The sequence below is a fragment of the Azospirillum sp. UENF 312511 genome (genome assembly GCF_058780635.1).
In genome coordinates this window covers 164,791-188,084 of record NZ_JBSNCG010000006.1, presented here as the reverse complement: position 1 = coordinate 188,084, position 23,294 = coordinate 164,791, and the positions used below count along the sequence as shown (strand labels likewise).

Genomic DNA, 23,294 nt, shown 5'->3' with positions numbered 1-23,294 from the left:
CCGGCGGCCACGGTCAGCTCTCCGACCGACCGGCCGGTGAAGGTCATGCTGGCGTCGATGGTGCCGTTGGCGTCGAGATCGCAGTGGATCGTGGCGCCTTTGGACCCTTCGGCGCCGCTCATCGCTTCCCACTTGAGCTTGGAGACGCCTTCCCTGAAGCCCCAGATGATCGCCCACTCGCCCCGTTCCAGATCGGTGACGGTGGACCAGGTGGGCTCGCCCCCGCGGCCATCGACGAAGAAGGTGTCTTTGCCGGTTCCACCGACCAGCCAGTTGGAGCCCGAGCCGCCGTCCAGCACGTCGTCGCCCGCTCCACCGAACGCCGCGTCGTTGCCGCCCATCAGGTTGATGAAGTCGTTGCCATCCGAGCCCCCGACGACCTCGTCGCGGGCGTCGCCCAGAAAGGTCCATTCCAGGTTGGAAACCGGCCCTTCGTAGGCATAGGCCGGCACCGTCTGCTGCACCCCGTCCACGTACCGGGTGAAGAGAACGTGGGGCGGCTGGGCGGCTGGGGGCGTGTCGGATGGCGTATCGGGCAAGGGCGCCGGAACGGGCGGCTCGTTGGTCTGGGGAACGGAGGGGGGCAAGGGGGTGCTTCCGCCGCCCTCCTGCGGGGGAACCGGCCCGCCGGGGGGGGTGATGCCCATCAGCAGCCAGGCGAGATCCTGGATTCCGGCGACGAGCGCCGGGGACAGCGGCAACAGGCTGTAGTCGTGGTTGTAGGCGTCGGCGAACAGCGGGTCGCCGATCCGGTCGCCCGCCCCGTACCCACCGACCTGATGCAGGAAGTTGCTGTCGATGGCGTTCTGCCCCGCCGACAGGATCGTCACGTAGCCGCCGAGCGGCACCGCGCCCGACACGAGGTTGCCGGTGACCGTGTTGTTCGCCGGGATGCCCGCCGCACCGGCCAGGGGCACCCATTCGATGCGGATGAAGCTCTCGCCGTTGGCCCCGAGCACGCTGACGTTGTTGGTGACGAGGTTGTCGTAGCCGCCATGGATCATGACGGCGGCCCAGGACGTGTCGCGCAGGAAGTTGCCCTGCACGGTCACGCCGCTGGTCAGGTCGTCCAGATAGATGCCGTATCCTTTGTAATTGAGCAGCCACTGGCCGGTGCTGGTGGTGGCGATGCCGCCGGTGTGCTCGATCCAGTTCCCCTCGATCCGCGTGCCGGTGTGCAGGTTCGACCGGCCGAGCAGCTCGATGCCGCCGGAATCCGCCGTCTCCAATCCCGTGTTGCGGATGCGGTTGTAGAGAATGGCGTTGTTCAGGCTGATGGTCGCGCTGTCCCAGTTCTTGACCGAGATGCCATAGCGCGAGCTGTGGTCGATGTCGTTGTGGGAGATCACCGTGTCGCCGACCCCTGACGCCATGATGCCGCCGGCGTACTTGCGCACCTCGCCGATGTGCTGGATGCGGTTGCCGGTGATCGTGTTGCCGATCGACTGGCCGCTCATGGCGATGCCGTTGATGCCCAGATGGTCCAGATAGTTGCCGCTGACCAGATTGCGGTCCGACCCCTGGGTCAGGCGGATCCCCGTCCCGACATTCACGAAGCTGTTGCCGGCGATGGTGTTCAGGTCGCCGCCGACGACATCGAGTGCATTGCCGTCCGTCGTCGTGTTGATGAAGGTCAGCCCCTGGATCGTCACCCCGTTGGCGCCGTTCAGCCGCAGCAGCGTGCCGAGCCGGGCGACCTCCACCCCGGTCCCGTCGAAGCCCTCGTCCGCCTTGATGACCAGCCGCCCGTCCGACGCGCGGTAGGCGAACTCCCCCACCTGATCGACGTGGGCGCTGTTGCCCAGCAGCTTGAAGGTGGAGCCGTCGCGTATGGTGAAGGGCGCATCGGCGGTGAAGGTCAGGGTGCGCGTCGCCGTGTCGATGCCGGCGACCGTCAGGATCGCGTCCTGGAGCCGTTCCGTGTCGAAGACCTGGACCCGGCTGCCCGGCACCAGATCGGCGGCGGTGACGTCGCCAACGCGGTAGCGCAGCGCGCTCTTGCTGGCCCCAGAGGCGCTCGCCTCGGCGATGAGCCAGCCGGAGGTTGGGTCCTGCGGGTCGTAGGCCGCCTTGGAAGCCAGCCGGTAGCGCACGCCGTTGACGGTGACGTCCAGCCCCGGTGCCGCGGACAGGGGCGCCGACCAGACGCCGTTGCCTTCGTAGGTGAAGCCGGTGACCCGTTCGCCGCCGCTGAGGACCGCCTGTTCGCCCGGATAGCCCAGGATGCGGACGCCGCTGTCCGCAGCGCCGAGCCCGAGCGCGTTCGTCAGGTTGTAGGCGCCCTCGCGGACGTAGGTGGTCTTGATGGTGCTGGCGCGCATGGCCGCCTGAGCGCGCTCCAGGCTGGCGAAGGGGCCGTCGGTCCCGTCGGCGTTCGGCTCGGCCAGCCGGCCGGACCAGGAATTGTTCCCGTTCTTCGCCACGTAGAAGGCGTCGCCCTGCGGGGCCGCGGCTTCCGACGCGGTGCCCTGGAAGACCGGAGCGGCGACCGCCAGGGTGGCGGACCCATCCCCGGCCGGCGCGGGAGCGGCGAAAGGCTTGCCGTTCACCGTCACGGCGCCGAGCGCCAGATCGCCGGCCTGCGCCCCGCCGACGGGCAGGATCTGCACCGTGTGGGTGATGGACGGGTCGATGGTGATGGAAAAGGTGAAGCGTTCGGCGGTGGTGGAGGTGGCTTCGGCCTCCCCGGCCAGCTTGCCGTCCACCAGGACCTGGAAGCGCACCGGCCCCGTGACGGAGGCGCCGCGCGCCGCCTCGACGGTGATGGGGATGGGCCGGGTGATGACCTCCTCCGGCTTCGGCGGGGGGCGGACCAGCGGACCGCCGAACATCTCCTCCCCCAGACCGAAAGACAGCAGGCCGCCCCAATAGAGCCCCACTTGGCCGGCGACCACATCCTTCCCGTCCACCGCCCCCTTGTCGTAGGTGACGCGCGGGTCGGTGGAAGCGATCTCCTGCCCGTCCACGACGATGGAACCGACGAACAGGTTGCGGTCCACCCCGTTCACCATCCCGTCGTTGTCGTACCAGATGGAGATCCGGTGCGCCTGGTCCGGATCGACCGTGGCGGTGAAGGTGTAGGGCGTGCTGGAGGTTGCGCCGACCCACGCCTCGCCGATCATCACGCCGTCGACCAGCAGCCGGAAATGCGGTGCCGTCCCGCCCGCCGCAGCCCCCCAGGCGTTCACGACGATCGGGATGTCGATGGTTCGTTGCGAGGACGTGGACATGCCGGACCCTGGAGGCTAAGGAAGCACTCAAAAGTGGCATACCACTATCGATAGGATGTGTGACAACGCCCCCGCCGGCCGGAACACGCCTTCCCTGTTGATGCCGGCCCTGTTGATGCCGGCTGTTGATGCAACGGGGGCGACCGTCAACCTTGACCGATTCGGGGCTCCGTCGTATCGGTTGAACACGGCAAGCGCATTCGCTGTGGAGGTTGACGTGCGTGGCGAAGACATGAGGCTCCTGCGCGAGGAGCGCAAACTTTCACAGCCGGATTTCGCGGCTTGGCTGAACGAGCGGCTGGAGCGGCGTTACGACCGGTCCAAGATCTCCCGCTGGGAAAGCAACAGCGAGAAGATCCCCGACGCGGTCGTCCGTTTCCTGCTGAAGGAGACGGCGGTGGTGGACGGCAAGCATGGGCCGGCGCTGGTCATCTGCCTCGCCAATCAGAAGGGCGGGGTCGGCAAGACCACCTGCACGGTCAACACCGCCAGCATCCTGGCGCGCGAGGGCTACCGCGTGCTCATCATCGACGCCGACCCGCAGGCCAACGCCACGGCGCATCTCGGCATCGACCTGATCGAGTATGAGGAGGGCCGGCGCAAGTCGCTCGCCCACGTGCTGCGCGAGGAAGTCGCCGTCGAGGACATCGTGGTTCCGGTCGGCGACATCGGGCTGGAAATCGCCCCGTCGAGCATCGAGCTGGCGTCGGTCGAGGTGGAGCTGACCGCCGACCCCAGCGGCCCCATGGCCCTGCGGGAGCGGCTTCAGGACGCGCGGTCGGCCTACGACTTCATCTTCATCGACTGCCCGCCGAACCTGGGCCAATGCACCGCCAACGGGCTGGTGGCGTCGGATCTCATCGTCATCCCCTGCCAGACCGAGTATCTGTCCTCCATCGGCGTGAACCATCTGCTGAAGACGATCAACAAGCTGAAGCGGCGCTGCCACCCCAGCCTCGCCGTCCTGGGCATCCTGCCGACCATGCACAACGCCCGGCTGAACCAGCATCAGGTGACCCTGGAGCAGCTCCACAGCGCGCTGGGTGGCACGCTGCGCATCTTCCCGCCGGTGCCGCGGGCGACCATCTACGGCGACGCCGCCCTTGCCGGACGCGCCGCCTTGGAGGCGGTGCCGGACGCGCCGGGGGCGTCCTCCTACCGGGCGCTCGCCGACGCCATCGTCGTGGAGCGGCGCAAGCGCGTGGAGGTGGCCAATGTCGCGTAAGCTCGGAACCGGGAACCTCGCCCGGCTGAACGCCATGAGCCGCGGCGCGCTCGCCGTCTTCGCGGAGCCGGAACAGGGGGTGCGGCTCGTCTACCCCGACGTGGACTGGATCGAGGCCAACCCCGATCAGCCGCGCCGCCGCTTCGACGAGGCGGAGCTGGCCGCCCTGACGGACTCCATCCGCAAATACGGCCTGCAGCAGCCGATCGGCGTCCGTGAGCTGGGGCCGAGCCGCTTCCAGCTCGTCTTCGGGGAGCGGCGCCTGCGGGCGGTCCGCGCGCTCGGCCAGCAGACGGTCCCCTGCATCCTGGTGCCGGACGGCATCGACACCGCCGAGGTGGCGGTCGTGGAGAACGTCCTGCGCGCCGACCTGACGCCCTTCGAAGAGGCTGACGCCTTCGTGGCCCTGGTGGAGAAGCACGGCTATTCCCACGCCGATCTCGGCCAGATCATGGGGCGCGACAAGGCCGAGATCACCCGGACCCTCGGGCTGACCAGGATCGCCCCGGCGGTGCGGGAACACTATGAGGGGGCCGAGAAGAAGATTGCCCGCTACAAGCTTTACCAGATCGCCGCGCTCGACGACGCGGACGCGCAGATGCGCCTTCTGGACAGCCTGACCAACGACCAGCCCCTGCCGGAACCCCGCGCGCCCGGCGCTGCCGCAACGGGCACGCGGGACGAACCGGAAGCGGTTCTGAGCGCCTTCAGCCTGCGCGTCTCCCGCAACATCCTGCGCACCCGGGAGGCCCTGCACGCTTTCCAGGAGAAGCCGAAGCGGCTGGAGGATGTGGACCGCGAGGTGCTGCGCGACCTGCGCCGTTCCATCGACGCGATCCTGAACGGTGAGAATGGAGCCGGTGAGAATGGAGACAGTGAGAACGGCTGATCGGCATCGGTGAGAATTCTCACCGGTGGCTTTCCCGGTGCGAAGCGGTGAGAATTCTCACCGGCTTCTTTTCGGACCCCAGGCAAAGAAAAGGCCCTTCCCCGCATCCGCAGGGAAGGGCCTTTTCATTCCGTCCGATCAGTGAGCCCGTCCGATCAGTGGGCGCTGCCGCCGTCCTCGAAGGAGGGGGCCTGGAGGCCGGAGGCTTCCAGTTGGGCCACGACCATGCCCTTCAACCGCTCCAGCCCTTCGGGCGTGCCGGACTCCGCACGGGCCACCAGCACGTCCTGGGTGTTGGAAGCGCGCAGCAGCCACCAGCCGTCCGCCGTCTTCACGCGCACGCCGTCGATGTCGTTGACGTCGGCGCCCTCATTCTTCAGCCGGCCCTTGACCTCCTGGACGACCTGGAACTTGCGCTCCTCGCTCACCTGGAAGCGGGTCTCCGGCGTGTTCACCACCGGCGGCAGGCGGTCGCGGAGATCCGACAGCGGCTGGTTCAGCTTGCTGACCAGCCCGATCAGCCGCACCGCGCAGTACAGCGCGTCGTCGAAGCCGTACCACTTGTCGGCGAAGAAGATGTGACCCGACATCTCGCCGGCCAGCGGAGAGCCGAGTTCCGCCATCTTCGCCTTCAGCAACGAATGGCCGGTCTTCCACATCAGCGGGGTGCCGCCGAGCCGGGCAATCTCGTCGAACAGCGTCTGGCTGGCCTTCACGTCAGCGATGATCGTCGCGCCGGGGTGGCTCTTCAGCACGTCGGCGGCGTAGATCGCCACGAGCTGGTCGCCCCACACCACGCGGCCCCGATGGTCGATGGCGCCGATGCGGTCGCCGTCGCCGTCGAAGCCGATGCCGATGTCGCAGCCGTTCTCCGCCACCGCCTTCTTCAGGTCGACGAGGTTCTTCTCGACCGTCGGGTCCGGATGGTGGTTGGGGAAGTTGCCGTCGATCTCGTCGAACAGCAGGATGTGCTTGCCCGGCAGCTTCGCGGTCAGGCGGCGGAGGATCTCGCCGGAGGCACCGTTGCCGGCGTCCCAGGCGACGGTCAGGTCGCGGGTGCCGTCATAGTCGCGCAGCAGACGCTCCACGTAGGCGTCCTTGACGTCGACCTGCTCCGACGAGCCCTCGCCGGAGACGTAGTCGGCCTTCGACGCGATGATGCCGATGTCGAGGATCTGCTGGCCGTAGACCGGCCCCTTGCCCAGCATCATCTTGATGCCGTTGTAGTCCGGCGGGTTGTGGGAGCCGGTGATCATGATGCCGGCTGCCGCCTCGCGGTCGCGGGTGGCGAAATACAGCATCGGGGTGGGGCCGAGCCCGATGCGCAGCACATGCAGGCCGCAGGCGACCAGCCCATCCACCAGGGCGGCTTCCAGCTCCGGCGAGGAGAGCCGGCCGTCGTAGCCGACGCACACGGTCTTCCCGCCGCCACGGGCGACCACGGTGCCGAAGGCCCGTCCGACCGCGCGGGCGTCCGCCGCGGTCAGGGTGCTGCCGACGATGCCGCGGATGTCGTACTCGCGCAGCACGGTCGGGTGGAAGGTGTGGGCTTCGCTCATGGTCTCGACTGGCCTCCTTGTACCGGACTTGTGCCGGATTGCTCTGTACCGGATCGCTTCAGACGTTCTGGGACGGCATTGCGGGCCGCCCGATGGAGCTGTAGACGAAGCCGGCGGCGGCCATGTCCTCGGGATTGTAGATGTTGCGCAGGTCCACCATGACCGGCTGCGTCAGCAGGGTCTTGATCCGCTTCAAATCCAGCGCGCGGAACTCGTTCCATTCCGTCAGGATGGTGAGGCAGTCGGCCCCCTCCAGCGCGCCGTAGGCGTCCTGGGTCCAGACCACGCCGGGCAGCAGCTTCTCGGCCTCGTGCATGCCGGCGGGGTCGAAGGCGCGCACGGTGGCACCGGCGGCCTGGAGCGCCGGAATGATGTCCAGCGACGGGGCGTCGCGCATGTCGTCGGTGTTGGGCTTGAAGGTGACGCCCAGAACGCCGATGGTCTTGCCGGCCACCGACCCGCCACAGGCGGCGACGATGCGCTCGGCCATCTGCTTCTTGCGCTTGTCGTTGATGTCGACCACCGTCTCGATGATGCGCAGCGGGCTGCCGACCTGCTGGGCGGTGCGCACCAGGGCCAGCGTGTCCTTGGGGAAGCAGGAGCCGCCGTAGCCCGGACCGGGGTGCAGGAACTTCTTGCCGATGCGTCCATCCAGCCCGATGCCGCGGGCCACGTCGTGGACGTTGGCGCCCACCTTCTCGCACAGGTCGGCGATCTCGTTGATGAAGGTGATCTTGGCGGCCAGGAAGGTGTTGGCGGCGTACTTAGTCAGTTCCGCCGTCTCGAGCGAGGTCAGGACGATCGGCGTCTCGATCAGGTAGAGCGGGCGGTAGAGGCGGCGCATCACCTCGGCGGCGCGCTCCGAGCTGGTGCCGATCACCACACGGTCGGGGCGCATGAAGTCGCCGATGGCCGAGCCCTCGCGCAGGAACTCCGGGTTGCTCGCCACGTCGAAATCGGCGTCGGGGTTGGCGCGGCGGATGATCGCCTGGACCTCGCGGCCCGTTCCGACCGGCACGGTCGACTTGTTCACCACCACCGTGTAGTGGTCGAGGTTGGCGGCGACCTCCTCGGCGGCGGCGTAGACGTAGGAGAGATCGGCGTGGCCGTCGCCGCGCCGGGTCGGGGTGCCCACCGCGATGAACACGGCGTCCACGCCAGCCATGGCTTCCTTCAGGTCGAGCGTGAAGGAGAGGCGCCCGGCGGCAACGTTGCGCGCGACCAGTTCATCCAGGCCCGGCTCGTAGATCGGAATTTCGCCGCGCTTCAGGCGCTCGATCTTGCCGGCGTCCTTGTCGACGCAGGTGACGTGGACGCCGAATTCCGAAAAGCAGGCGCCGGACACCAGCCCGACATAGCCCGTACCGATCATTGCGATGCGCATGAGGAACCCTTGTTGTCAACGTCCATTAAGACCGCCCGTTTCGGCATGGAGCCGACCGGTGCCTGCCTTCCATGGTTGCCTTGCCTTATCAGGACAGCCGTGATGAAAACACCACCCTGCGGCAGGCTGTCGCGTGGACCGCGTGCCTTCGTTCAAGGCCGGAAACCGATTCCGATCCGTTTCGCCGGAGGCGGACGCGCCGTCCTGTTTCGTGGGGCGCGCCCCCGCAGAACCGCCTGGAAACTCCAGACGCCTCAGATCGCCTGGAGATAGGCGGGATCCAGGGCACCGTGACGGAACGGTATCCAGTCCTTGTGGTCGGCTCGGTACTGCAGGCCGTAGGGGTTCTTGAAGAAGATCTTCTGCAGCGGCTGACCGCCCTCGGCGCGGGTGCGCTCCAAGTCGATCAGGGACGAGGAGGCGAAGACCTTCTCCCACAACTCCGCATTGTCAACCTCGCGCCCCGCGTTCTTCACATAGTCTCGCGCGGTGTCGCTCAGTTGCCAAGCCTCTTCGACCATCGCGTAATAGTCCACAGTACCCTCGGCCATGACCCTGCTCCGAAGCATTCCAGATGACGCTTGGCATAGCGCATTTTTGGAAGGGAGAAAACTGTCCAGCGGTGGCGCCGCCCAGCGGCGACGCAGGGTTGTCACGCCGGGGCGGGCAGGCCCAGCGCCCCGGCCAGGGCCGCGGCGACCCGGTCCACATCGGCCTCCGCCATTGCCGGGAACAGGGGAAGCGACAGGGTTTGGGCGTAATGGGCGTCGGCGCCGGGCAGGGCGAGGACGCCGTAGCGCTTGCGCCAGTAGGGCTGGCGGTGGACGGGGATGTAATGGACCTGGGTGCCGATGCCCCGCGCCCGCAGATCGGCCATGACCTGCGCCCGCGTCCGCCCGGCGGCGGCGAAGTCGATGCGGACGGCGCACAGGTGCCAGGCCGGGCGGCACCAGGAAACGCGGGCCGCGGGCCGGACCAGCGGAGCGAGCGGGGCCAGCCGCTCCGCATAGAGGTCCATCAGACGGCGCCGCCGCTCCGCGAAGGCGTCCAGCCGCGCAAGCTGGCTGAGGGCGAGCGCCGACTGGATGTCGGTCAGGCGGTAGTTGAAGCCCGGCTCCGCCATCTCGTAGTACCAGGGGTTGGCAGCCCCATCCGCGGCAAAAGCGCCCTCATGGTCCTCGAATCCCGCCGGGTCCCGCTCCATGCCGTGGTTGCGGAAGCGGCGCAGGCGGGCGGCGAGATCCGCGTCGTTGGTGGCCACGGCGCCACCCTCGCCCGCCGCGACGGTCTTCACCGGGTGGAAGGAGAAGGCGGTCAGCGTGCCGAAGGCGCCGGAACCGACCGGCAGGGCACGCCCGTCCGGCGTCATGTCCACACTGCCGATGGCGTGACAGGCATCCTCAATCACCGCCAGCCCATGGCGAACGGCGAGCGCGCCGAGCCCGGCCATGTCCGCGGTCTGCCCGGCGAAATGCACGGGCGCCAGGGCGCGCACCCGCCAGCCGGCCCGCCCGGCCCGCTCCATCGCCGCAACCGCCTGCTCCGGCCCCATCAAGCCGGTGTCGGGATCGACGTCGGCGAAGGCGACCTCCGCCCCGACATAACGGGCGGCGTTGGCGGTGGCGAGGAAGGTGACGGCGGGCACCACCACCGCGTCGCCGGGACCGAGCCCCAGCGCGAGCGCGGCCAGATGCAGGGCGGCGGTGCCGTTGGCGCAGGACACCGCGTGGGCCGCCCCGGTGCGCTCGCCCAGCGCCCGCTCGAAGGCCTCCACCGCCGGCCCCTGGGTCAGCCAATCGCCGCGCAGGACGGCGGTCACCGCGTCGATGTCGCTCTGGTCGATGTCCTGGCGCCCATAGGGCAGGAAGGGCAGCGGCGGCCGGGGCGCCGGTTCGTCCATCACGGCGCTTCCGTGAGCAGCCGCATCAGCCGCGCGCCGTCCAGCCAGTCGGTGTTGGTGTCGCTCGCGTAGCGGAAACCGTCGGTCACCGGCTTGGCGCCCAGCCGCCGGTAGGGCTCGTGCGTCCAGAAGGCGAAGGCCGGCTCGATGACGAAACGGTCCGGCAGCTCGAAGGTCTGGCGGGAATCGTCCTCGGTGATCATCACCTCGTGCAGCTTCTCGCCGGGGCGGATGCCGACCGGCTTGTGCGGCAGGTGGGGCGCCATGGCGCGGGCCAAATCGGTGATGCGCATGCTGGGAATCTTGGGCACGAAGATCTCCCCGCCCTGCATCATGGCGATGCAGGACACGACGAAGTCCACCCCATGCTGAAGCGTGATCCAGAAGCGGGTCATCCGCTCGTCGGTGACCGGCAGGGCGTCCACCCCTTCCGCGATCATCCGGCGGAACAGGGGGATCACCGACCCGCGGGACCCCACCACGTTGCCGTAGCGCACCACCGAGAAACGCGTGCCGAGCGAGCCGGACAGGTTGTTGGCGGCGATGAAGATCTTGTCCGAGGCCAGCTTGCTGGCGCCGTAGAGGTTGACCGGGTTGGCCGCCTTGTCGGTGGACAGCGCGATCACCCGCTGCACGCCGGTGTTCAGCGCCGCCCGCACCACGTTTTCCGCCCCGTAGACGTTGGTGTGGATGCATTCCATGGGGTTGTATTCGGCGGCCGGCACATGCTTCAGCGCAGCGGCGTGCACGCACACGTCCACCTCGCGCATGGCCAGCTCCAGCCGCTCGCGGTCGCGCACGTCGCCGATGAAGAAGCGCAGCGTGGAGGCCCATTCGGGGCCGAGCTGCTGCTGCATCTCGTACTGCTTGAACTCGTCGCGGGAGAAGACGATGACCCGGCGCGGGCTGGCGTGGCGGAGCACCGTCTCCACGAAGCGTTTGCCGAAGGACCCGCTTCCCCCCGTCACCAGGATCGACCGGCCCTTCAGCATATTGAAGCCGGGATGCAGGGCCTCGCTCGGCGATGTGTTCGGACGGTCAGGCTGCTGCATGGTCGGGGGTGCCCGCGCTTCGTGGTTCTTCTAAGCCGTTCGGCCGAGCTTAGCCTGAGACCCCTAGCAGTGGGTTAACATTCCGGCAAGGAATCCGCGGGCTCCGCGCGCGGAAACGGCCCGGCGGCACCGTTACGGGCCTTGGCCCCGATGCTTCCTGCGCTGCGATGTCTGGAAGAGGCCTTCGCGATACTGGAGCGGGCGAAGGGATTCGAACCCTCGACCCCAACCTTGGCAAGGTTGTGCTCTACCCCTGAGCTACGCCCGCGCCGCTCCAACGAAGGAGGCAGGGAGATACCGCACCCGATCGGCGGAAAGCAAGCCCTCTGTTCGGCGTCCGCTCCGATTTTTTCAGGGCGGCCTTCTTTTCCACGATGCCGTTCACGGCGGCTCCCCTTCGGCCATTCCGATGCATCGAAAGAGAACATTAGGCTTAAAGTTATAATCCGCTCAATGCTGTTGACTTCCCTGCACCGACTGTGGAAATTTCCCTTCACAAAACAAAGGCCTTGAGGTCTGGGGAGGAAACCAAAAACATCATGATGCTCCAAGAGCATTAGTCTGCCGCGCCGACCTCGTGTCCGGACGCGGCTTTTTTTTGCCCATCGCCCTTCTCTTGCCGAAGACCGGTAATACCACCGTAGGCCCGGTAATACCACCGTAGGCAATGATCAGGCGGGCTTTTCGGCCCGCCCGCTTTTCCCACCCGCTTTTTTTTGTGATGGCGCGCTTGCGACAGCGCGCTTACAGGGCGATGCCGCCGGCCTCCAGACAGGGTTCCAGCTTCAGCGCCTCCACCGTCGTCCGTCCGGCGCGGAGCTGTTCGCGCAGGCCCTCCTCCATCCGCTCGCGCTCCGCCGCCTTGGCGAGCGTGGCGGCGGCCTCGGCCTGGGGCACCACGACCACCCCGTCGTCGTCGCCGACCACGATGTCGCCCGGCATGACCATCACGCCGCCGCAGACGATGGGGGTGTTCACGTCGCCCGTGGGCTGGGTCTTGGTGGTGCCCTTCATGCTGGTCCCCCGGCAAAAGACCGGAAAGCCCATGTTGCGGATGGCCGCGGCGTCGCGCACGCAGCCGTCGATCACCAGCCCGGCCACGCCGCGCTGGATGGCCGCCTCGGTCAGCACGTCGCCCCAGGGGCCGGCCTCGGTCATGCCCTTGAAATCGACCACCAGCACGTCGCCCGGACGGGTCAGCGCCATGGCGGCGTGGATCATCAGATTGTCTGTGGGGCCGCCGGACACGGTCACCGCGGTGCCGAACAGCGTCATGCCTTGGTAGAGCGGCTTGATCGGAAAGGACATCGCGCCCTTCTTGCCCATCGCTTCGTGCAGCGTGGCCGGGGACTGGCCGCGGAAGGCGGCGACCAGATCGGCGGCGGGGCGGGGGAACTCTTTGACGACGGTCATCGCACAGGCACCTTTCACAGCGTGATGGCCGCCCGCCCCCCGATGGGAAGGCGGGCGGGGAGAAAGGAAGGTTTGGGAATCACTCGTCCTGGAAGGCTTCGTCGCGGCGGCGGCGCACCGCCGGCATCACCATCACGAACAGCAGAAGGGCGGCGACGGCCAGCAGGCCGCCGCTGATCGGGCGGGTGGCGAAGACGGTGGGGTCGCCGCCCGACAGCAGCAGGGCGCGGCCCAGATTCTCCTCCAACAGGGGGCCCAGCACGAATCCCAGCATCAGGGGCGCCGGCTCGCAGTCCAGCTTGCGCAGGACGTAGCCCAGGACGCCGAACAGGGCCATCAGCAGGACGTTGAAGGCGCTGTTGTTCAGCGTGTAGGTGCCGATGCAGCAGAAGACCAGGATGGCCGGGAACAGATAGCCGTAGGGCACCCGCAGCAGCCGCACCCACAGCCCGATCATCGGCAAGTTCAGGATCACCAGGATCACGTTGCCGATCAGCATGCTGGCGATCATGCCCCAGAACAGCTCCGGCTGCTTGACCATGACCTGCGGCCCCGGCGTGATGCCGTGGATGGTCATGGCGCCGATCATCAAGGCCATGATGGCGTTGGGCGGGATGCCCAGGCTGAGCATCGGGATGAAGCAGGCCTGCGAGGCGGCGTTGTTGGCGGCCTCCGGTGCGGCCACCCCCTCGATGGCGCCCTGGCCGAAGCGCTCCGGGTGGCGGGACACCTTCTTCTCCAGCGAATAGGCGGCGAAGGAGCCCAGCGTGGCCCCGCCGCCGGGCAGGATGCCGAGAAGCGCCCCCATCACCGTGCCGCGCACCGTCGCCGGCCAGGCTTGGCGGACGTCCTCGCGCTTCGGCCACAGGCTGGCGATGGGGGCGGTTGTCCGCCCGACGCCGCCGGTCTGCTCCAGGCTGATGATGATCTCGGCCAGCCCGAACAGCCCCATGGCGAGCGGCACGAAGTCGATGCCGTCATAGAGCTGCGGCAGGCCGAAGGTGAAGCGCGTGTCGCCGGAATTGACGTCGGTGCCGACCATGCTCAGCAGCAGGCCCAGCAGGATCATCGCGATGGCCTTCACGACCGACCCGTGGGCCAGGGTCACCGCCCCGATCAGGCCCAGCAGCATCAGCGACACATACTCCGCCGGCCCGAAGGCGAGCGCCACACCGGCCAACGGCGGACCGGCCACGGCGATCAGGAAGGTGGTGGCGATGCCGGCGAACAGCGAGGCGAGCGCCGCCGTGGCGAGCGCCACCCCGGCCCGGCCCTGCCGCGCCATGGCGTGGCCGTCCAGACAGGTGACCACCGAAGAGGACTCGCCCGGCAGGTTCACCAGGATCGCCGTCGCCGACCCGCCATACTGCGAGCCGTAGAAGATGCCCGCCAGCATGATGAGCGCGCCGACCGGCGGCAGGTAGAAGGTCAGCGGCAGCAGCATCGCCACCGTCGCGGTCGGCCCCAGACCGGGCAGGACGCCGATCAGCGTGCCGATCAGCGCCCCACCGAAGCAGAGCAGCAGATTGTCCGGGGACAGCGAGACCGACAGGCCGAGCAGAAGATTGGCGATCAGATCCATCACGGCGACACCCACAGAGGCCACACTTGGAGGGGCCACACTTGCAGGGGCAGGCCCAGCCCCCAGACGAACAGCGCGACGCAGCCCGCCGCCAGGACGCCGCCCAGCAAGGCCAGCGGCCCCGGACGCAGCGGCTGGCCGGCCAGATTGCCCAGCGCGACCAGGATCAGCACCGCCGGCACCAGCCCGAGCGTTTCCACCGTCCCGGCGAAGGCCAACACCGCCGCCGTCACCCCGGCCAGCGGACGCCAGTTCCAGGACGGCAGGGCGGGGCCGTGGACCAGCAGGCTTCGCCCGGCCACCACGGCGCCGGCCAGGACCATTAGCGTCCCGATCATCCGCGGGAAGAAGCCGGATTGCACAGAGGCGAGCGTGCCGGTCGGCCAGTCGCGCCCCATCCACAGGGCGCTCAGACCGAAGGCCGCGATCAGCAGGCCGGAGGCCAGATCCTGCGGCGCCCGCACCCGAATCCGCGTCGGCGCCCGTTCGCCGGATGCGGCGGCGGCGCCGGGCGCGCCTTCGGGAACGCCGTGCGGGGCGCTTCGTGATGCCGCGGACGGGCCGCGGGTTGGGGCGGCCACGGACGTGGCCCGACGAAGATCGGAGAGGGGCAGGCTCGGCATGGGTTTCCGGCTTTCGATGGGCGTCTTTCGATGGGCGGCTTCTGGGAGACGGGGGAAAGAAGGCTTCCGACCGCGACCGGCCTCCACAAGCATAAGGATAAAATTTGCGACACAATCGTTATTCTGCGTTGTTTTTATATCCTATCAACATCACCATGGAGAGCAAGAGCGCCGATGAAACCCTTTTTTGGAGGCAGCTTTCCGGAAAAAATATCACCTATGCTTGCTTTATTAACAAATAAGACCCTGAAAGATTGACCGACGCCTCCGGACGCACGCCCATCGCGACCATGCGCAAGCCAGGGTGTGCGGGTATAGCCGCCTTCGCCCATGCCCCCGCTCCCATGGATACGCTCAGCCCGCCCCGCTCCGATTGCGCCGTTGCTCCGGTGGCGACGGGCCGTTACCCATGCTGCGCCGCCGCCAGGGAGACCGAAGGATGACGCGCCGCCTGCGCCCGTGGACCGTGCTCGAACGCCGGGAGCTGCTCGATGGGGAACCGTTCCTGAAGGTCCATGTCGAAACGGTGGAACTGCCGGACGGGCGGATCGTCCGGGACTACTATCAGTTCGACATGCCGTCCTTCGCCTGCATCTTCGCCGAGACGGAGGACGGACGCGCCATCGTCTACCGCCAGTACCGGCACGGTCCGCGGCGGGTGAACCTGACCTTCCCCGGCGGCCATCTGTCGCCGGGCGAGGACCCTCTCGAGGCCGCCCGGCGCGAGCTTCTGGAGGAGACCGGCTTCGCTTCGGACCGCTGGACGGCGCTGGGCGGCTACACGGTCAACGCCAACCAGGGCGGGGCCGTGTCCCATATGTTCCACGCCACCGGCTGCCGGCGGGTGGCCGATCCCCTATCCGACGATCTGGAGGAGACGGAGATCCTGTTCATGACGCGGGAAGAGCTTCTGGGCGCCATCGGACACGGCGAGATCGCCCTGCTCACCCAGGTCGCCCTGGTCAGCATGGTGTGGCAGAACGACATCCGGACAGCGCTCAGCCACCGGCAGCCGTGACATGACTTCACCGACGTGGCTTCACAGACATGGCTTCACCGGCCGCTGTGCAGCAAGCCGTCGTCTCCCCGAGCAAGCGGAAGCTTGGCCTTTCTGATCTTTGTCAAAAAATGAGTATGTCTTCGGAATACATGCGCTGTTTACGCACCGTTAATCAAATCGGCCCATAAATGACTTCACCAAGTTCTCTTGGTTTCCTCCCTCCCAAAACTAGGCTGCGCCTCACCGGCTGCAGCCTTTTCTTTTCCGGACTCTGCGACCCGAGAGGGAAGGGCGGGGGCCGGCAAGGGGTGGAATATTTTCGATGGAGAGTATACAGCGGAGGCTTGACTTTTGCTGCGTTGCAGCATATATTGCTTCCTGGATGCCCTTTGGGCGTTTCCTCCCTAGACTTGAAGGCCGCGCCGTCCTGGCTGCGGCCTTTCTCTTGACTCCGTTCGACCAAGGGGGGCCGACGGTCGCGCGATCGTCGCTCGCGGCGCGGCAACGCCCGTGATATGCAAGCCGAACCATCGGAACCTGTTTCCAAGAACCCCAGTTCCAAGAGCAGAAGGCCCGCACCATGGCCGAGCGCCGCCCGCTGTCCCTGTCCACCCTCCGCAATTTGGGGCGGGGGCTGCTCGCCCTGTTCCTGCTCGGCGGCGCCGGGGCCTGGTGGGCGTGGCACGGGACCTTCGGAATGGATGCGCTGCAGGACGTCCTGCGCCACCACCCCGCGGCACCGTTGCTGTTCCTCCTCCTCCACATCCTGGCCAGCCTGCTGTTCTTCCCGCGCTCCGTCATGGCGATGGTCGCCGGGCTGGTCTTCGGTGTCTGGTGGGGCGGGGTTCTGGCGGCGGCGGGCAGTGTGGTCGGCGCCTCCACCGGCTTCCTGCTGACCCGCTACGTCTGCAACGGGCTGGTGCCGGCCCTGGATGGAGCGCGCTGGGGCGAGGCCCTGCGCCGGCTGGAGAATGGCGGCTGGCGCGCCGTCGCCATGCTGCGTCTGGTTCCCGTTCTGCCGCACAGCGGGGTGAACTACGCGCTCGGCCTGACGCGGGTGCGGCTCGGCGCCTACGCCTTCGGGTCGCTGGTCGGGCAGTTGCCGATGACCGTCGCCTTCGTGCAGTTCGGCGCCGCCGGCGACCATGCTCTGGCCGGCAAGCCGGACTGGATCGCGCCGACCGTCATCGGGCTCAGCCTGCTGATCCTGTCGGTTCTGCTGCCGAAGGTCGGGCCGAAGCTGCGCGAGAAGTTCGGCGCCGGGCGCGCCTGACGCCCAAGCCTGACGGCTAAGTTTGATCAAGGCGGTCCGGCCAGCGGTCCTTGTGGAGTCATCATGAACATCGTCTTCATCCACCAGAACATGCCGGGCCAGTACAAGCATCTGGCCGCCCGTCTGGCCGCCGATCCGGCGAACCGCGTCGTCTTCATCACCAAGCGCACCGACCGCGAGATTCCGAACGTCCGCCGCCTCTCCTACCAGCCCAGCCGCAAGGCGCGGGAGAACGCGCACCCCTATCTGGTGTCCACCGAGAACGCGGTGCTGCACGGACAGGCCGTGGCCCGGCTGCTGATGGGCCTGCGCGAGGAGGGATTCCGGCCCGACGTCATCGTCGGCCATCCGGGCTGGGGCGAGACGCTGTTCGTCAAGGACGTCTTCCCCAACACCCCCTACCTGAACTACTGCGAGTTCTTCTACCGCGCCCAGGGGCTGGACGTCGGCTTCGATCCGTCGGTTCCGGTCAACATCGACACGGTGCTGCGGCTGCGGATGCGCAGCACGCCACTGCTGCTCGCCCTGGAGGCCTGCGACCGCGGCATCGCCCCGACCGAGTGGCAGCGCGACTCCCACCCGGCGCCGTTCCATTCCAGGATCGAGGTCATCCACGACGGGGTGGACACCGCGCAGCTCCTTCCCGACCCGGGCATCCGCGTCACCCTGGCCGACGGCACGGTGCTGACGCGCCAGGACGAGGTGCTGACCTACGCCGTGCGCAACCTGGAACCCTACCGCGGTTTCCCCAGCTTCATGCGCGCCCTGCCGCGCATCCTGGAGGCGCGGCCCAAGGCCCATGTGCTGATCGCCGGCGGCGACGAGGTCAGCTACGGCTCGGCGCCCCCCGGCGGTGGAAAGAGCTGGCGGGAAACCATGCTGGCCGAGGTGCCGCTGGACCCGGCGCGCGTCCATTTCCTGGGGCACCTTCCCTACGACCAGTATCTGTCGGTCCTGCGACTGTCGCGGGCGCACGTCTACCTGACCTATCCCTTCGTCCTGTCCTGGTCGATGGTGGAGTCCATGGCGCTCGGCTGCGTGGTGATCGGCTCCGACACCGCCCCGGTTCGGGAAGTCATCCGGCACGGCGAGAACGGGCTGCTGGCCGATTTCTTCTCTCCCGAGGACATCGCCGCCAAGACCATCGCGGTGCTGGAGGAGCCGGACTCCTTCGCTCCGCTGGCCCGCGCCGCGCGGGAGACGGCGGTGGAGCGTTTCGACCTGTCCCATTGCCTGGAACGCCAGATCGCGCTGATCCGTGCGATGGCCTGAGGCGGGAAAGCCCACACTCCGCGCGGCAATATTTTCCCGCCAACTGGGCAGAAGCCGCCGCCCAGGGGGAGGATTTTGCCGGGTGCGCGGGCCAAAAAGGGCTTTTTGCGCCTGCGAAGCGCCCCGCCCGCAGCGGAGACGGTGGTGAGACGGACTCCCGGCATTGTTTTGATTTTGAGATAATTTCCAAACGAAGGTCTGGGAATGGCCGGTTCGGGGCGTAGGGCATGGCATGACCCTTGCGATGGTGTGGGTACCAATCCGGCGAACCCGAACACGAGTGCCTGCCATGTCCATGACCGCAGTCCAGCCGATGCCGGCTGCCTCGGCGACCGCCCTGGAGGCGGACGACGTTTCCAACACCCCGCGCCGCGGCAGTTTCGCCTGGGAAGCCGTGAAGACTCTGATCGCCGTCGCCGTCTTCGCCGCGATGCTGCTGCCCGTGGCCTTCCCGTCGAAGGCGAGCCCGCAGGGCCGGCTTCAGCAGGCATCCTCGGAGGACATGGCGCCGCCCGCCGTGAAGGCCGTGGTGAAGGTCGACGCCCAGAAGTCCGTCCGCAAGCCGGTGGCAAGCAACTGAGTTTCTGACCGCGTTTCCATACGCGAAGGCGTCCGGTGCCGTCACCGGACGCCTTCGCCGTTCCTGCCGGACCGAACCCGCTCAGAGCGGTCGGGCGCCGGTGCGGATGCCGGTGCGGATGCCAGTATGGATGATGGTGCCGACATGCTCGCCGCGCAGCGCGGCGGTCAGGCGGCCCGGAACCAGCCCGTTGACGACCTGCACGCGCTCCAGGTGACGGGCGTTCGCCATCACCTCCAGCAGCGCGCCGTCCAGCGGCAGCGTGCCGCCCCGCTTGGCCAGCTCGGCGGCGGTGGTCTCGCGCAGCAGCTCCGCCGTGCCGGCCTCGGGACCGTTCGGGTCGACGGTGCAGATCCCGTCCACGTCCTCCACGATGGTCAGCCCGGCGGCGCCCAGCGCGTCGGCCAGCAGGAAGGCGCCGGTGTCGGCCCGGTGCTGCGGAATGCGCGAGCCGGGGAACTCGTGGTGGTGATAGGGCGGGAAGGCGCTGCCCACCACCGCGCGGGCGGCCGACAGATGGACCGCCAGCTGGTTTGCGATGGTGCCGTGCTCGACGTAGGACACGCCGTCCGGCGACAGCAGTGCGGCCAGGATGTGGCCGTTCTGCCCGGCCTCCGTCGCGGCGAGCGGGGCGAGCGAGCCGACCGGAAGGCCGAGGTCCAGCCCGACGCTGTAGAGATGGCGGGCGCGGATGCCGGCCCCGGTCAGGATCAGCAGCCGATGCTCCGGCAGGACGCTCCGGATCTCCTCGACGATCGGCAGGATCGCCTCGTGGCCGCGGTCCATGATCGACCGCCCGCCGATCTTCACAACCTGGAGCCAGGGCAACAGGCGGATCGGGCGGACGCCGGCGACCGGGGCGGTCAGGCTGCCGTCGAGCAGGGTCTGGCGGGCGAGCGGCGAGGCCACATGCTTGATGCTGTTGGCATGCTTCTTGTGCTGGGTGTCAGACATGGGATGTGGTCCTTCAGCACGCGGTGATGATGGTGCCGACATGCTCGCCGGCGAGCGCGCGGGTCAGGTTGCCGGGAACGAGGCCGTTGACGACCTGCACCTCGCGCACATGGCGGGCGTTCTTCAGCAGGTCGAGCACCGGGAATTCCAGGATCGAGTCCTGCAGCCCCTTCGCCTTCATCTCGTCCACCGAGATCTTCGGGATGAAGGTGGCGTTCCTGGAGGTCTTCGGGTTCTCGGTGTAGAGCCCGTTCTCGTCCTTCACGTAGATCATCGCCCGGCAGCCGAACTGCTCGGCCACCAGGAAGCAGCCGGCGTCGGTGCGGTAGGGCGGAATGACGCCCTCGGCGGCGGGGCGCATCCACAGCTTGTAGGGCGGCATGCCGCTGAAGACGACGGCGTTCACTTCGGCCAGGAACAACGGTACCGACGACAGACCGGCGCCATCCACCGCGGAGATGCCGTGCTTGGCGAGGAGCTGGCCGAGCATCGCGGCGTTCTGGTCGGCGACCGAGCCGCCGAGCTGCGAGAGCAGGCCCGCCGGCAGGTTCAGCCCCGCCGCGATCGAATAGATGTGGCGGGCGCGGGTGCCGGCGCCGGTCCCGATCAGCAGCTTGTGCTCCTTGCGGGCGGCGACGATCTCGTCGACCAGCGGGTAGACGGCGGCGCGGCCGCGGTCGATGACGCTTTGCCCGCCGATCTTGAGCACCGTCGCATTGGGCAGGATGCGGAAGTCCGCCGCCGCGTCCGCCGCCGCCAGAAGCTGCGCATCGGTCAGCGACCGCTGCATGAGGAGCGCTTCAAGCTCCGCTGTCGTGCTGGTCATGAGGGGCTGTTCCCTTTCGGTTCGTCAAGGCAAAGGCACCGGGAAGCAGCACGATCCAGGATGGTGTTCCTGCCGCCCAACTCCCACACAGAACGAGTCCTATGACGGTGTTTATGTCGATGGTTGAGGGAAAGACTACATCCTTCCGCTCGCGTGTCAATTGGAAAAACCCAAAATTATCGTTTTGTTTCATAGCGTTATAAAGTGTCTGGTGCAACGCCGCGCCATCCCGCGGCCCTTTGCCCCCCGCCGCCGCCCGCCATGGCGGTGCCCGCCGTGCGGGAGGGGCGGCGGCGGGGACCTTTCCCGGCCGCACCCATGGAGACTCAGACGAAGACTTAGCGTTCCCACCGTCTTGTGGTACTAACCGCTTCCATTCCTGCCCTCCGGGCCAAACGTCGGGCACCGGCCCGCCGCCGGATCGGCGGCCGGCTTGGCTTGCCTCGTCTTGCGGAAGCCAAAACGCTTCCAGAAACGCTGGTGCGGACCGTATCGATGACCGTTGATGCTTTTGAGAAAGCCATGGCCGGCGATGAGCAGCCCCTGACGCCCCGCCAGGAGAGCGTGCGGACGCTGTTCGACCGTCTGGCCGCGGAACGCGACCGCTGGGTCGAGCGCAACCGCGCCTTCCACGAGGCCGACCGCGCCTATCTGCGCTTCCTCATTCCGGAAAACGCTTCGGTTCTGGAGATCGGCTGCGGCACGGGCGACACGCTGGCCTTCCTGCAGCCGTCGCGCGGGGCCGGGATCGACATCAGCCCGGCGATGATCGAACAGGCGCGGCAACGCCATCCGGGGCTGGAGTTCCACACCGGCAACGCCGAGGACCCGGCGGATCTGGCGCGGATCGACGGCCGCTTCGACGTGATCCTGCTGTCGGACACCGTCGGCTTCCTGGACGACATCGAGGAGACGCTGCGGCACCTGCACCGCTTCGCCACGCCGCGGACGCGCATCATCGTCAGCTATCACTCCCGCCTGTGGGAACCGGTGCTGGGCCTTGCCGAGACGCTCGGGCTGAAGATGCCCCAGGGCCAGCTCAACTGGCTGTCGAGCACCGACATCGCCGGGCTGCTGACTCTGGCCGGCTGGCAGCCGGTGAAGCGGGAATGGCGCCAGCTCGTGCCGCGGCGGCTGTTCGGCCTCGGCACACTGATCAACCGCAGCGTCGCCCCGCTGCCCGGCATCCGGAAGCTGTGCCTGCGCAACTACGTGGTGGCGCGCCCGGCCGCCCAGGCTCCGGCGAAACAGCCCTCCTGCACGGTGCTGGTCCCCTGCCGGAACGAGCGCGGCAACATCGAGAACGCCGTCCGCCGCCTGCCGCGCTTCTGCCCGGACCTGGAGGTCATCTACGTCGAGGGCAACAGCAAGGACAACACCTACGAGGAATGCCTGCGCGTCCAGGCCGCCTATCCGGACTGGGACATCAAGGTCATGAAGCAGCCCGGCAAGGGCAAGGGCGACGCGGTGCGCACCGGATTCGCCGCGGCGCGCGGCGACATCCTGATGATCCTCGACGCCGACCTGACCGTCCCGCCGGAGTCGCTGCCGAAGTTCTACCGCGCCATCGCGTCCGGCCAGGGCGAGTTCATCAACGGCACGCGGCTGGTCTACCCGATGGCCGACCAGGCGATGCGCTTCCTGAACTGGATCGCCAACCGCGCCTTCGCCCGCATCTTCTCCTTCCTGCTGAACACGCGCTTCACCGACACGCTGTGCGGAACGAAGGTGCTGTGGAAGCGCGACTACGACCAGATCGTCGCCAACCGCCACTATTTCGGGGACTTCGACCCGTTCGGCGACTTCGACCTGATCTTCGGCGCGTCCAAGCTGAATCTGGAGATCGTCGAGGTGCCGATCCGCTACGCCGACCGCAGCTACGGCGAAACCCAGATCAGCCGCTTCAGCCATGGCTGGCTGCTGCTCCGCATGGTGCTGTTCGCCTGGAAGAAGCTGAAGGCGTTCTGAGCGGGCCGGGCAGGGGGAAGGATGCCTTACCGGGCCTTGCTGCTCGACCGCGACGGGGTGGTCAACATCGACCACGGCTATGTCGGCGCGCGCGACCGCTTCACCTTCGTGGACGGGATCTTCGATCTGGCCCGCCTCGCGGCGGACCGTGGCTTCCGCATCGCCGTGATCACCAACCAATCCGGCATCGCGCGGGGCTATTTCACCGAATCCGCCTTCCTGGAGCTGTCCGGCTGGATGTGCGGGGAATTCCGCGGCCACGGGATCGACATCGCCGGGGTGTTCCATTGCCCTTACCATCCCGACGCGCGGGTTCCCGGCTATGCGCGCGACAGCTTCTGGCGCAAGCCCAATCCCGGCATGATCCTGGAGGCGGCGCGGCGGTTCGATCTGGACCTGGGACGGTCGGTGTTCCTTGGCGACCAGCCGACCGACATGGAGGCGGCGCGAGCGGCGGGCGTCGGGCGGCGGGCGCTGCTGTCGGACAGCGGAGAAGCGGGCGGCGCCGCGACCCTGACGGTGAAACGCCCGGCCGACCTTCGGCCACACCTGCTCTGACCGGCA

19 protein-coding genes and 1 tRNA gene are annotated in these 23,294 nt (G+C 68.0%); 8 read left to right on the top strand and 12 right to left on the bottom strand.

Annotation, left to right across the window (positions count from 1 at the left end; translation table 11 throughout):
- Positions 1-3,230 (bottom strand): carbohydrate-binding domain-containing protein (locus ACWPN7_RS34510; protein ID WP_492273770.1); only part of this gene is annotated, 3,230 nt, incomplete at its 3' end.
- A 217-nt stretch (positions 3,231-3,447) separates the two neighbouring features.
- Here ACWPN7_RS34510 and ACWPN7_RS34505 point away from each other — a divergent pair.
- Both ACWPN7_RS34505 and ACWPN7_RS34500 read left to right on the top strand, forming a co-directional pair.
- Entirely contained in the window at positions 3,448-4,455 is a 1,008-nt protein-coding gene (locus tag ACWPN7_RS34505; protein ID WP_040138557.1) for an AAA family ATPase, read from the top strand.
- On the top strand, positions 4,445-5,344 hold the full coding sequence (locus ACWPN7_RS34500; protein WP_103041208.1) for a ParB/RepB/Spo0J family partition protein: 900 nt from the start codon (positions 4,445-4,447) through the stop codon (positions 5,342-5,344). The genes ACWPN7_RS34505 and ACWPN7_RS34500 overlap by 11 nt, the downstream gene beginning before the upstream one ends.
- A 155-nt stretch (positions 5,345-5,499) precedes the next feature.
- Here the strand turns inward: ACWPN7_RS34500 and pgmG are convergent, their stop codons facing one another.
- From pgmG to ACWPN7_RS34455, 9 genes are all read right to left on the bottom strand, one after another.
- Positions 5,500-6,903, bottom strand: coding sequence for a phosphoglucomutase/phosphomannomutase PgmG (gene pgmG / locus ACWPN7_RS34495; RefSeq protein ID WP_040138509.1), 1,404 nt, complete (start codon positions 6,901-6,903; stop codon positions 5,500-5,502).
- 58 nt (positions 6,904-6,961) lie between these two features.
- The gene (locus tag ACWPN7_RS34490) at positions 6,962-8,287 is read right to left on the bottom strand and encodes a UDP-glucose dehydrogenase family protein (protein WP_040138508.1); all 1,326 of its coding nucleotides are present in this window, start codon (positions 8,285-8,287) and stop codon (positions 6,962-6,964) included.
- A gap of 254 nt (positions 8,288-8,541) precedes the next feature.
- Positions 8,542-8,838 carry a hypothetical protein gene (locus ACWPN7_RS34485; RefSeq protein ID WP_040138507.1) on the bottom strand — a complete coding sequence of 99 codons (297 nt, stop codon included), beginning with the start codon at positions 8,836-8,838 and terminating at the stop codon, positions 8,542-8,544.
- A 101-nt stretch (positions 8,839-8,939) separates the two neighbouring features.
- Positions 8,940-10,187, bottom strand: coding sequence for a UDP-4-amino-4,6-dideoxy-N-acetyl-beta-L-altrosamine transaminase (gene pseC, locus ACWPN7_RS34480; protein ID WP_459197900.1), 1,248 nt, complete (start codon positions 10,185-10,187; stop codon positions 8,940-8,942).
- A complete protein-coding gene (pseB, locus tag ACWPN7_RS34475) occupies positions 10,187-11,239 on the bottom strand; it encodes a UDP-N-acetylglucosamine 4,6-dehydratase (inverting) (RefSeq protein WP_081863510.1) in 1,053 nt (350 codons plus the stop codon). The genes pseC and pseB overlap by 1 nt, the downstream gene beginning before the upstream one ends.
- Positions 11,240-11,432: 193 nt before the next feature.
- Positions 11,433-11,507 (bottom strand) — tRNA-Gly (locus ACWPN7_RS34470).
- Positions 11,508-11,983: 476 nt separating this feature from the next.
- Complete coding sequence (locus ACWPN7_RS34465; RefSeq protein WP_349621766.1) at positions 11,984-12,652, bottom strand: 4-carboxy-4-hydroxy-2-oxoadipate aldolase/oxaloacetate decarboxylase; 669 nt, start codon at positions 12,650-12,652, stop codon at positions 11,984-11,986.
- A 79-nt stretch (positions 12,653-12,731) separates the two neighbouring features.
- Positions 12,732-14,234 (bottom strand): tripartite tricarboxylate transporter permease, encoded by a 1,503-nt coding sequence (locus tag ACWPN7_RS34460; protein ID WP_459197901.1) that lies wholly within the window; start codon positions 14,232-14,234, stop codon positions 12,732-12,734.
- Positions 14,234-14,857: a tripartite tricarboxylate transporter TctB family protein gene (locus ACWPN7_RS34455; protein ID WP_201042773.1), complete on the bottom strand. Its 624-nt coding sequence runs from the start codon at positions 14,855-14,857 to the stop codon at positions 14,234-14,236. The genes ACWPN7_RS34460 and ACWPN7_RS34455 overlap by 1 nt, the downstream gene beginning before the upstream one ends.
- 439 nt (positions 14,858-15,296) lie before the next feature.
- On the opposite strand from ACWPN7_RS34455, the gene ACWPN7_RS34450 reads away from it, so the two are divergent.
- The 4 genes from ACWPN7_RS34450 to ACWPN7_RS34435 all read left to right on the top strand — a co-directional run bounded on the left by ACWPN7_RS34450 (position 15,297) and on the right by ACWPN7_RS34435 (position 18,982).
- Complete coding sequence (locus tag ACWPN7_RS34450) at positions 15,297-15,875, top strand: NUDIX hydrolase (protein ID WP_040138503.1); 579 nt, start codon at positions 15,297-15,299, stop codon at positions 15,873-15,875.
- A gap of 562 nt (positions 15,876-16,437) precedes the next feature.
- Entirely contained in the window at positions 16,438-17,130 is a 693-nt protein-coding gene (locus ACWPN7_RS34445; protein ID WP_201042772.1) for a TVP38/TMEM64 family protein, read from the top strand.
- A 63-nt stretch (positions 17,131-17,193) separates the two neighbouring features.
- Positions 17,194-18,402, top strand: a complete 1,209-nt coding sequence (locus tag ACWPN7_RS34440; RefSeq protein ID WP_459197902.1) for a glycosyltransferase family 4 protein — start codon at positions 17,194-17,196, stop codon at positions 18,400-18,402.
- Positions 18,403-18,691: 289 nt separating this feature from the next.
- Positions 18,692-18,982, top strand: a complete 291-nt coding sequence (locus ACWPN7_RS34435; protein WP_459197903.1) for a hypothetical protein — start codon at positions 18,692-18,694, stop codon at positions 18,980-18,982.
- Positions 18,983-19,063: 81 nt separating this feature from the next.
- Here ACWPN7_RS34435 and ACWPN7_RS34430 read toward each other — a convergent pair whose 3' ends face one another.
- Both ACWPN7_RS34430 and ACWPN7_RS34425 read right to left on the bottom strand, forming a co-directional pair.
- A complete protein-coding gene (locus ACWPN7_RS34430) occupies positions 19,064-19,936 on the bottom strand; it encodes an amino acid kinase family protein (protein ID WP_459197904.1) in 873 nt (290 codons plus the stop codon).
- 13 nt (positions 19,937-19,949) lie between these two features.
- The gene (locus ACWPN7_RS34425) at positions 19,950-20,762 is read right to left on the bottom strand and encodes an amino acid kinase family protein (protein ID WP_459197905.1); all 813 of its coding nucleotides are present in this window, start codon (positions 20,760-20,762) and stop codon (positions 19,950-19,952) included.
- Between the two features lie 522 nt (positions 20,763-21,284).
- Here ACWPN7_RS34425 and ACWPN7_RS34420 point away from each other — a divergent pair.
- Positions 21,285-22,730 carry a bifunctional class I SAM-dependent methyltransferase/glycosyltransferase family 2 protein gene (locus tag ACWPN7_RS34420; RefSeq protein WP_247874758.1) on the top strand — a complete coding sequence of 482 codons (1,446 nt, stop codon included), beginning with the start codon at positions 21,285-21,287 and terminating at the stop codon, positions 22,728-22,730.
- 21 nt (positions 22,731-22,751) lie between these two features.
- Positions 22,752-23,288, top strand: a complete 537-nt coding sequence (locus ACWPN7_RS34415) for a D-glycero-alpha-D-manno-heptose-1,7-bisphosphate 7-phosphatase (protein WP_459197906.1) — start codon at positions 22,752-22,754, stop codon at positions 23,286-23,288.
- Positions 23,289-23,294: the final 6 nt, after the last annotated feature.

Excerpts from the sequence above, each read along its gene's own strand:
- ACWPN7_RS34430 (WP_459197904.1), bottom strand. The coding sequence starts at position 19,936 with ATGTCTGACACCCAGCACAAGAAGCATGCCAACAGCATCAAGCATGTG.
- ACWPN7_RS34445 (WP_201042772.1), top strand. The coding sequence starts at position 16,438 with ATGGCCGAGCGCCGCCCGCTGTCCCTGTCCACCCTCCGCAATTTGGGG.
- ACWPN7_RS34490 (WP_040138508.1), bottom strand. The coding sequence starts at position 8,287 with ATGCGCATCGCAATGATCGGTACGGGCTATGTCGGGCTGGTGTCCGGC.
- pgmG (WP_040138509.1), bottom strand. The coding sequence starts at position 6,903 with ATGAGCGAAGCCCACACCTTCCACCCGACCGTGCTGCGCGAGTACGAC.
- ACWPN7_RS34415 (WP_459197906.1), top strand. The coding sequence starts at position 22,752 with ATGCCTTACCGGGCCTTGCTGCTCGACCGCGACGGGGTGGTCAACATC.
- ACWPN7_RS34455 (WP_201042773.1), bottom strand. The coding sequence starts at position 14,857 with ATGCCGAGCCTGCCCCTCTCCGATCTTCGTCGGGCCACGTCCGTGGCC.
- ACWPN7_RS34460 (WP_459197901.1), bottom strand. The coding sequence starts at position 14,234 with ATGGATCTGATCGCCAATCTTCTGCTCGGCCTGTCGGTCTCGCTGTCC.
- ACWPN7_RS34435 (WP_459197903.1), top strand. The coding sequence starts at position 18,692 with ATGTCCATGACCGCAGTCCAGCCGATGCCGGCTGCCTCGGCGACCGCC.
- pseC (WP_459197900.1), bottom strand. The coding sequence starts at position 10,187 with ATGGACGAACCGGCGCCCCGGCCGCCGCTGCCCTTCCTGCCCTATGGG.
- ACWPN7_RS34440 (WP_459197902.1), top strand. The coding sequence starts at position 17,194 with ATGAACATCGTCTTCATCCACCAGAACATGCCGGGCCAGTACAAGCAT.
- ACWPN7_RS34450 (WP_040138503.1), top strand. The coding sequence starts at position 15,297 with ATGACGCGCCGCCTGCGCCCGTGGACCGTGCTCGAACGCCGGGAGCTG.
- pseB (WP_081863510.1), bottom strand. The coding sequence starts at position 11,239 with ATGCAGCAGCCTGACCGTCCGAACACATCGCCGAGCGAGGCCCTGCAT.
- ACWPN7_RS34465 (WP_349621766.1), bottom strand. The coding sequence starts at position 12,652 with ATGACCGTCGTCAAAGAGTTCCCCCGCCCCGCCGCCGATCTGGTCGCC.
- ACWPN7_RS34425 (WP_459197905.1), bottom strand. The coding sequence starts at position 20,762 with ATGACCAGCACGACAGCGGAGCTTGAAGCGCTCCTCATGCAGCGGTCG.
- ACWPN7_RS34420 (WP_247874758.1), top strand. The coding sequence starts at position 21,285 with ATGGCCGGCGATGAGCAGCCCCTGACGCCCCGCCAGGAGAGCGTGCGG.
- ACWPN7_RS34500 (WP_103041208.1), top strand. The coding sequence starts at position 4,445 with ATGTCGCGTAAGCTCGGAACCGGGAACCTCGCCCGGCTGAACGCCATG.
- ACWPN7_RS34485 (WP_040138507.1), bottom strand. The coding sequence starts at position 8,838 with ATGGCCGAGGGTACTGTGGACTATTACGCGATGGTCGAAGAGGCTTGG.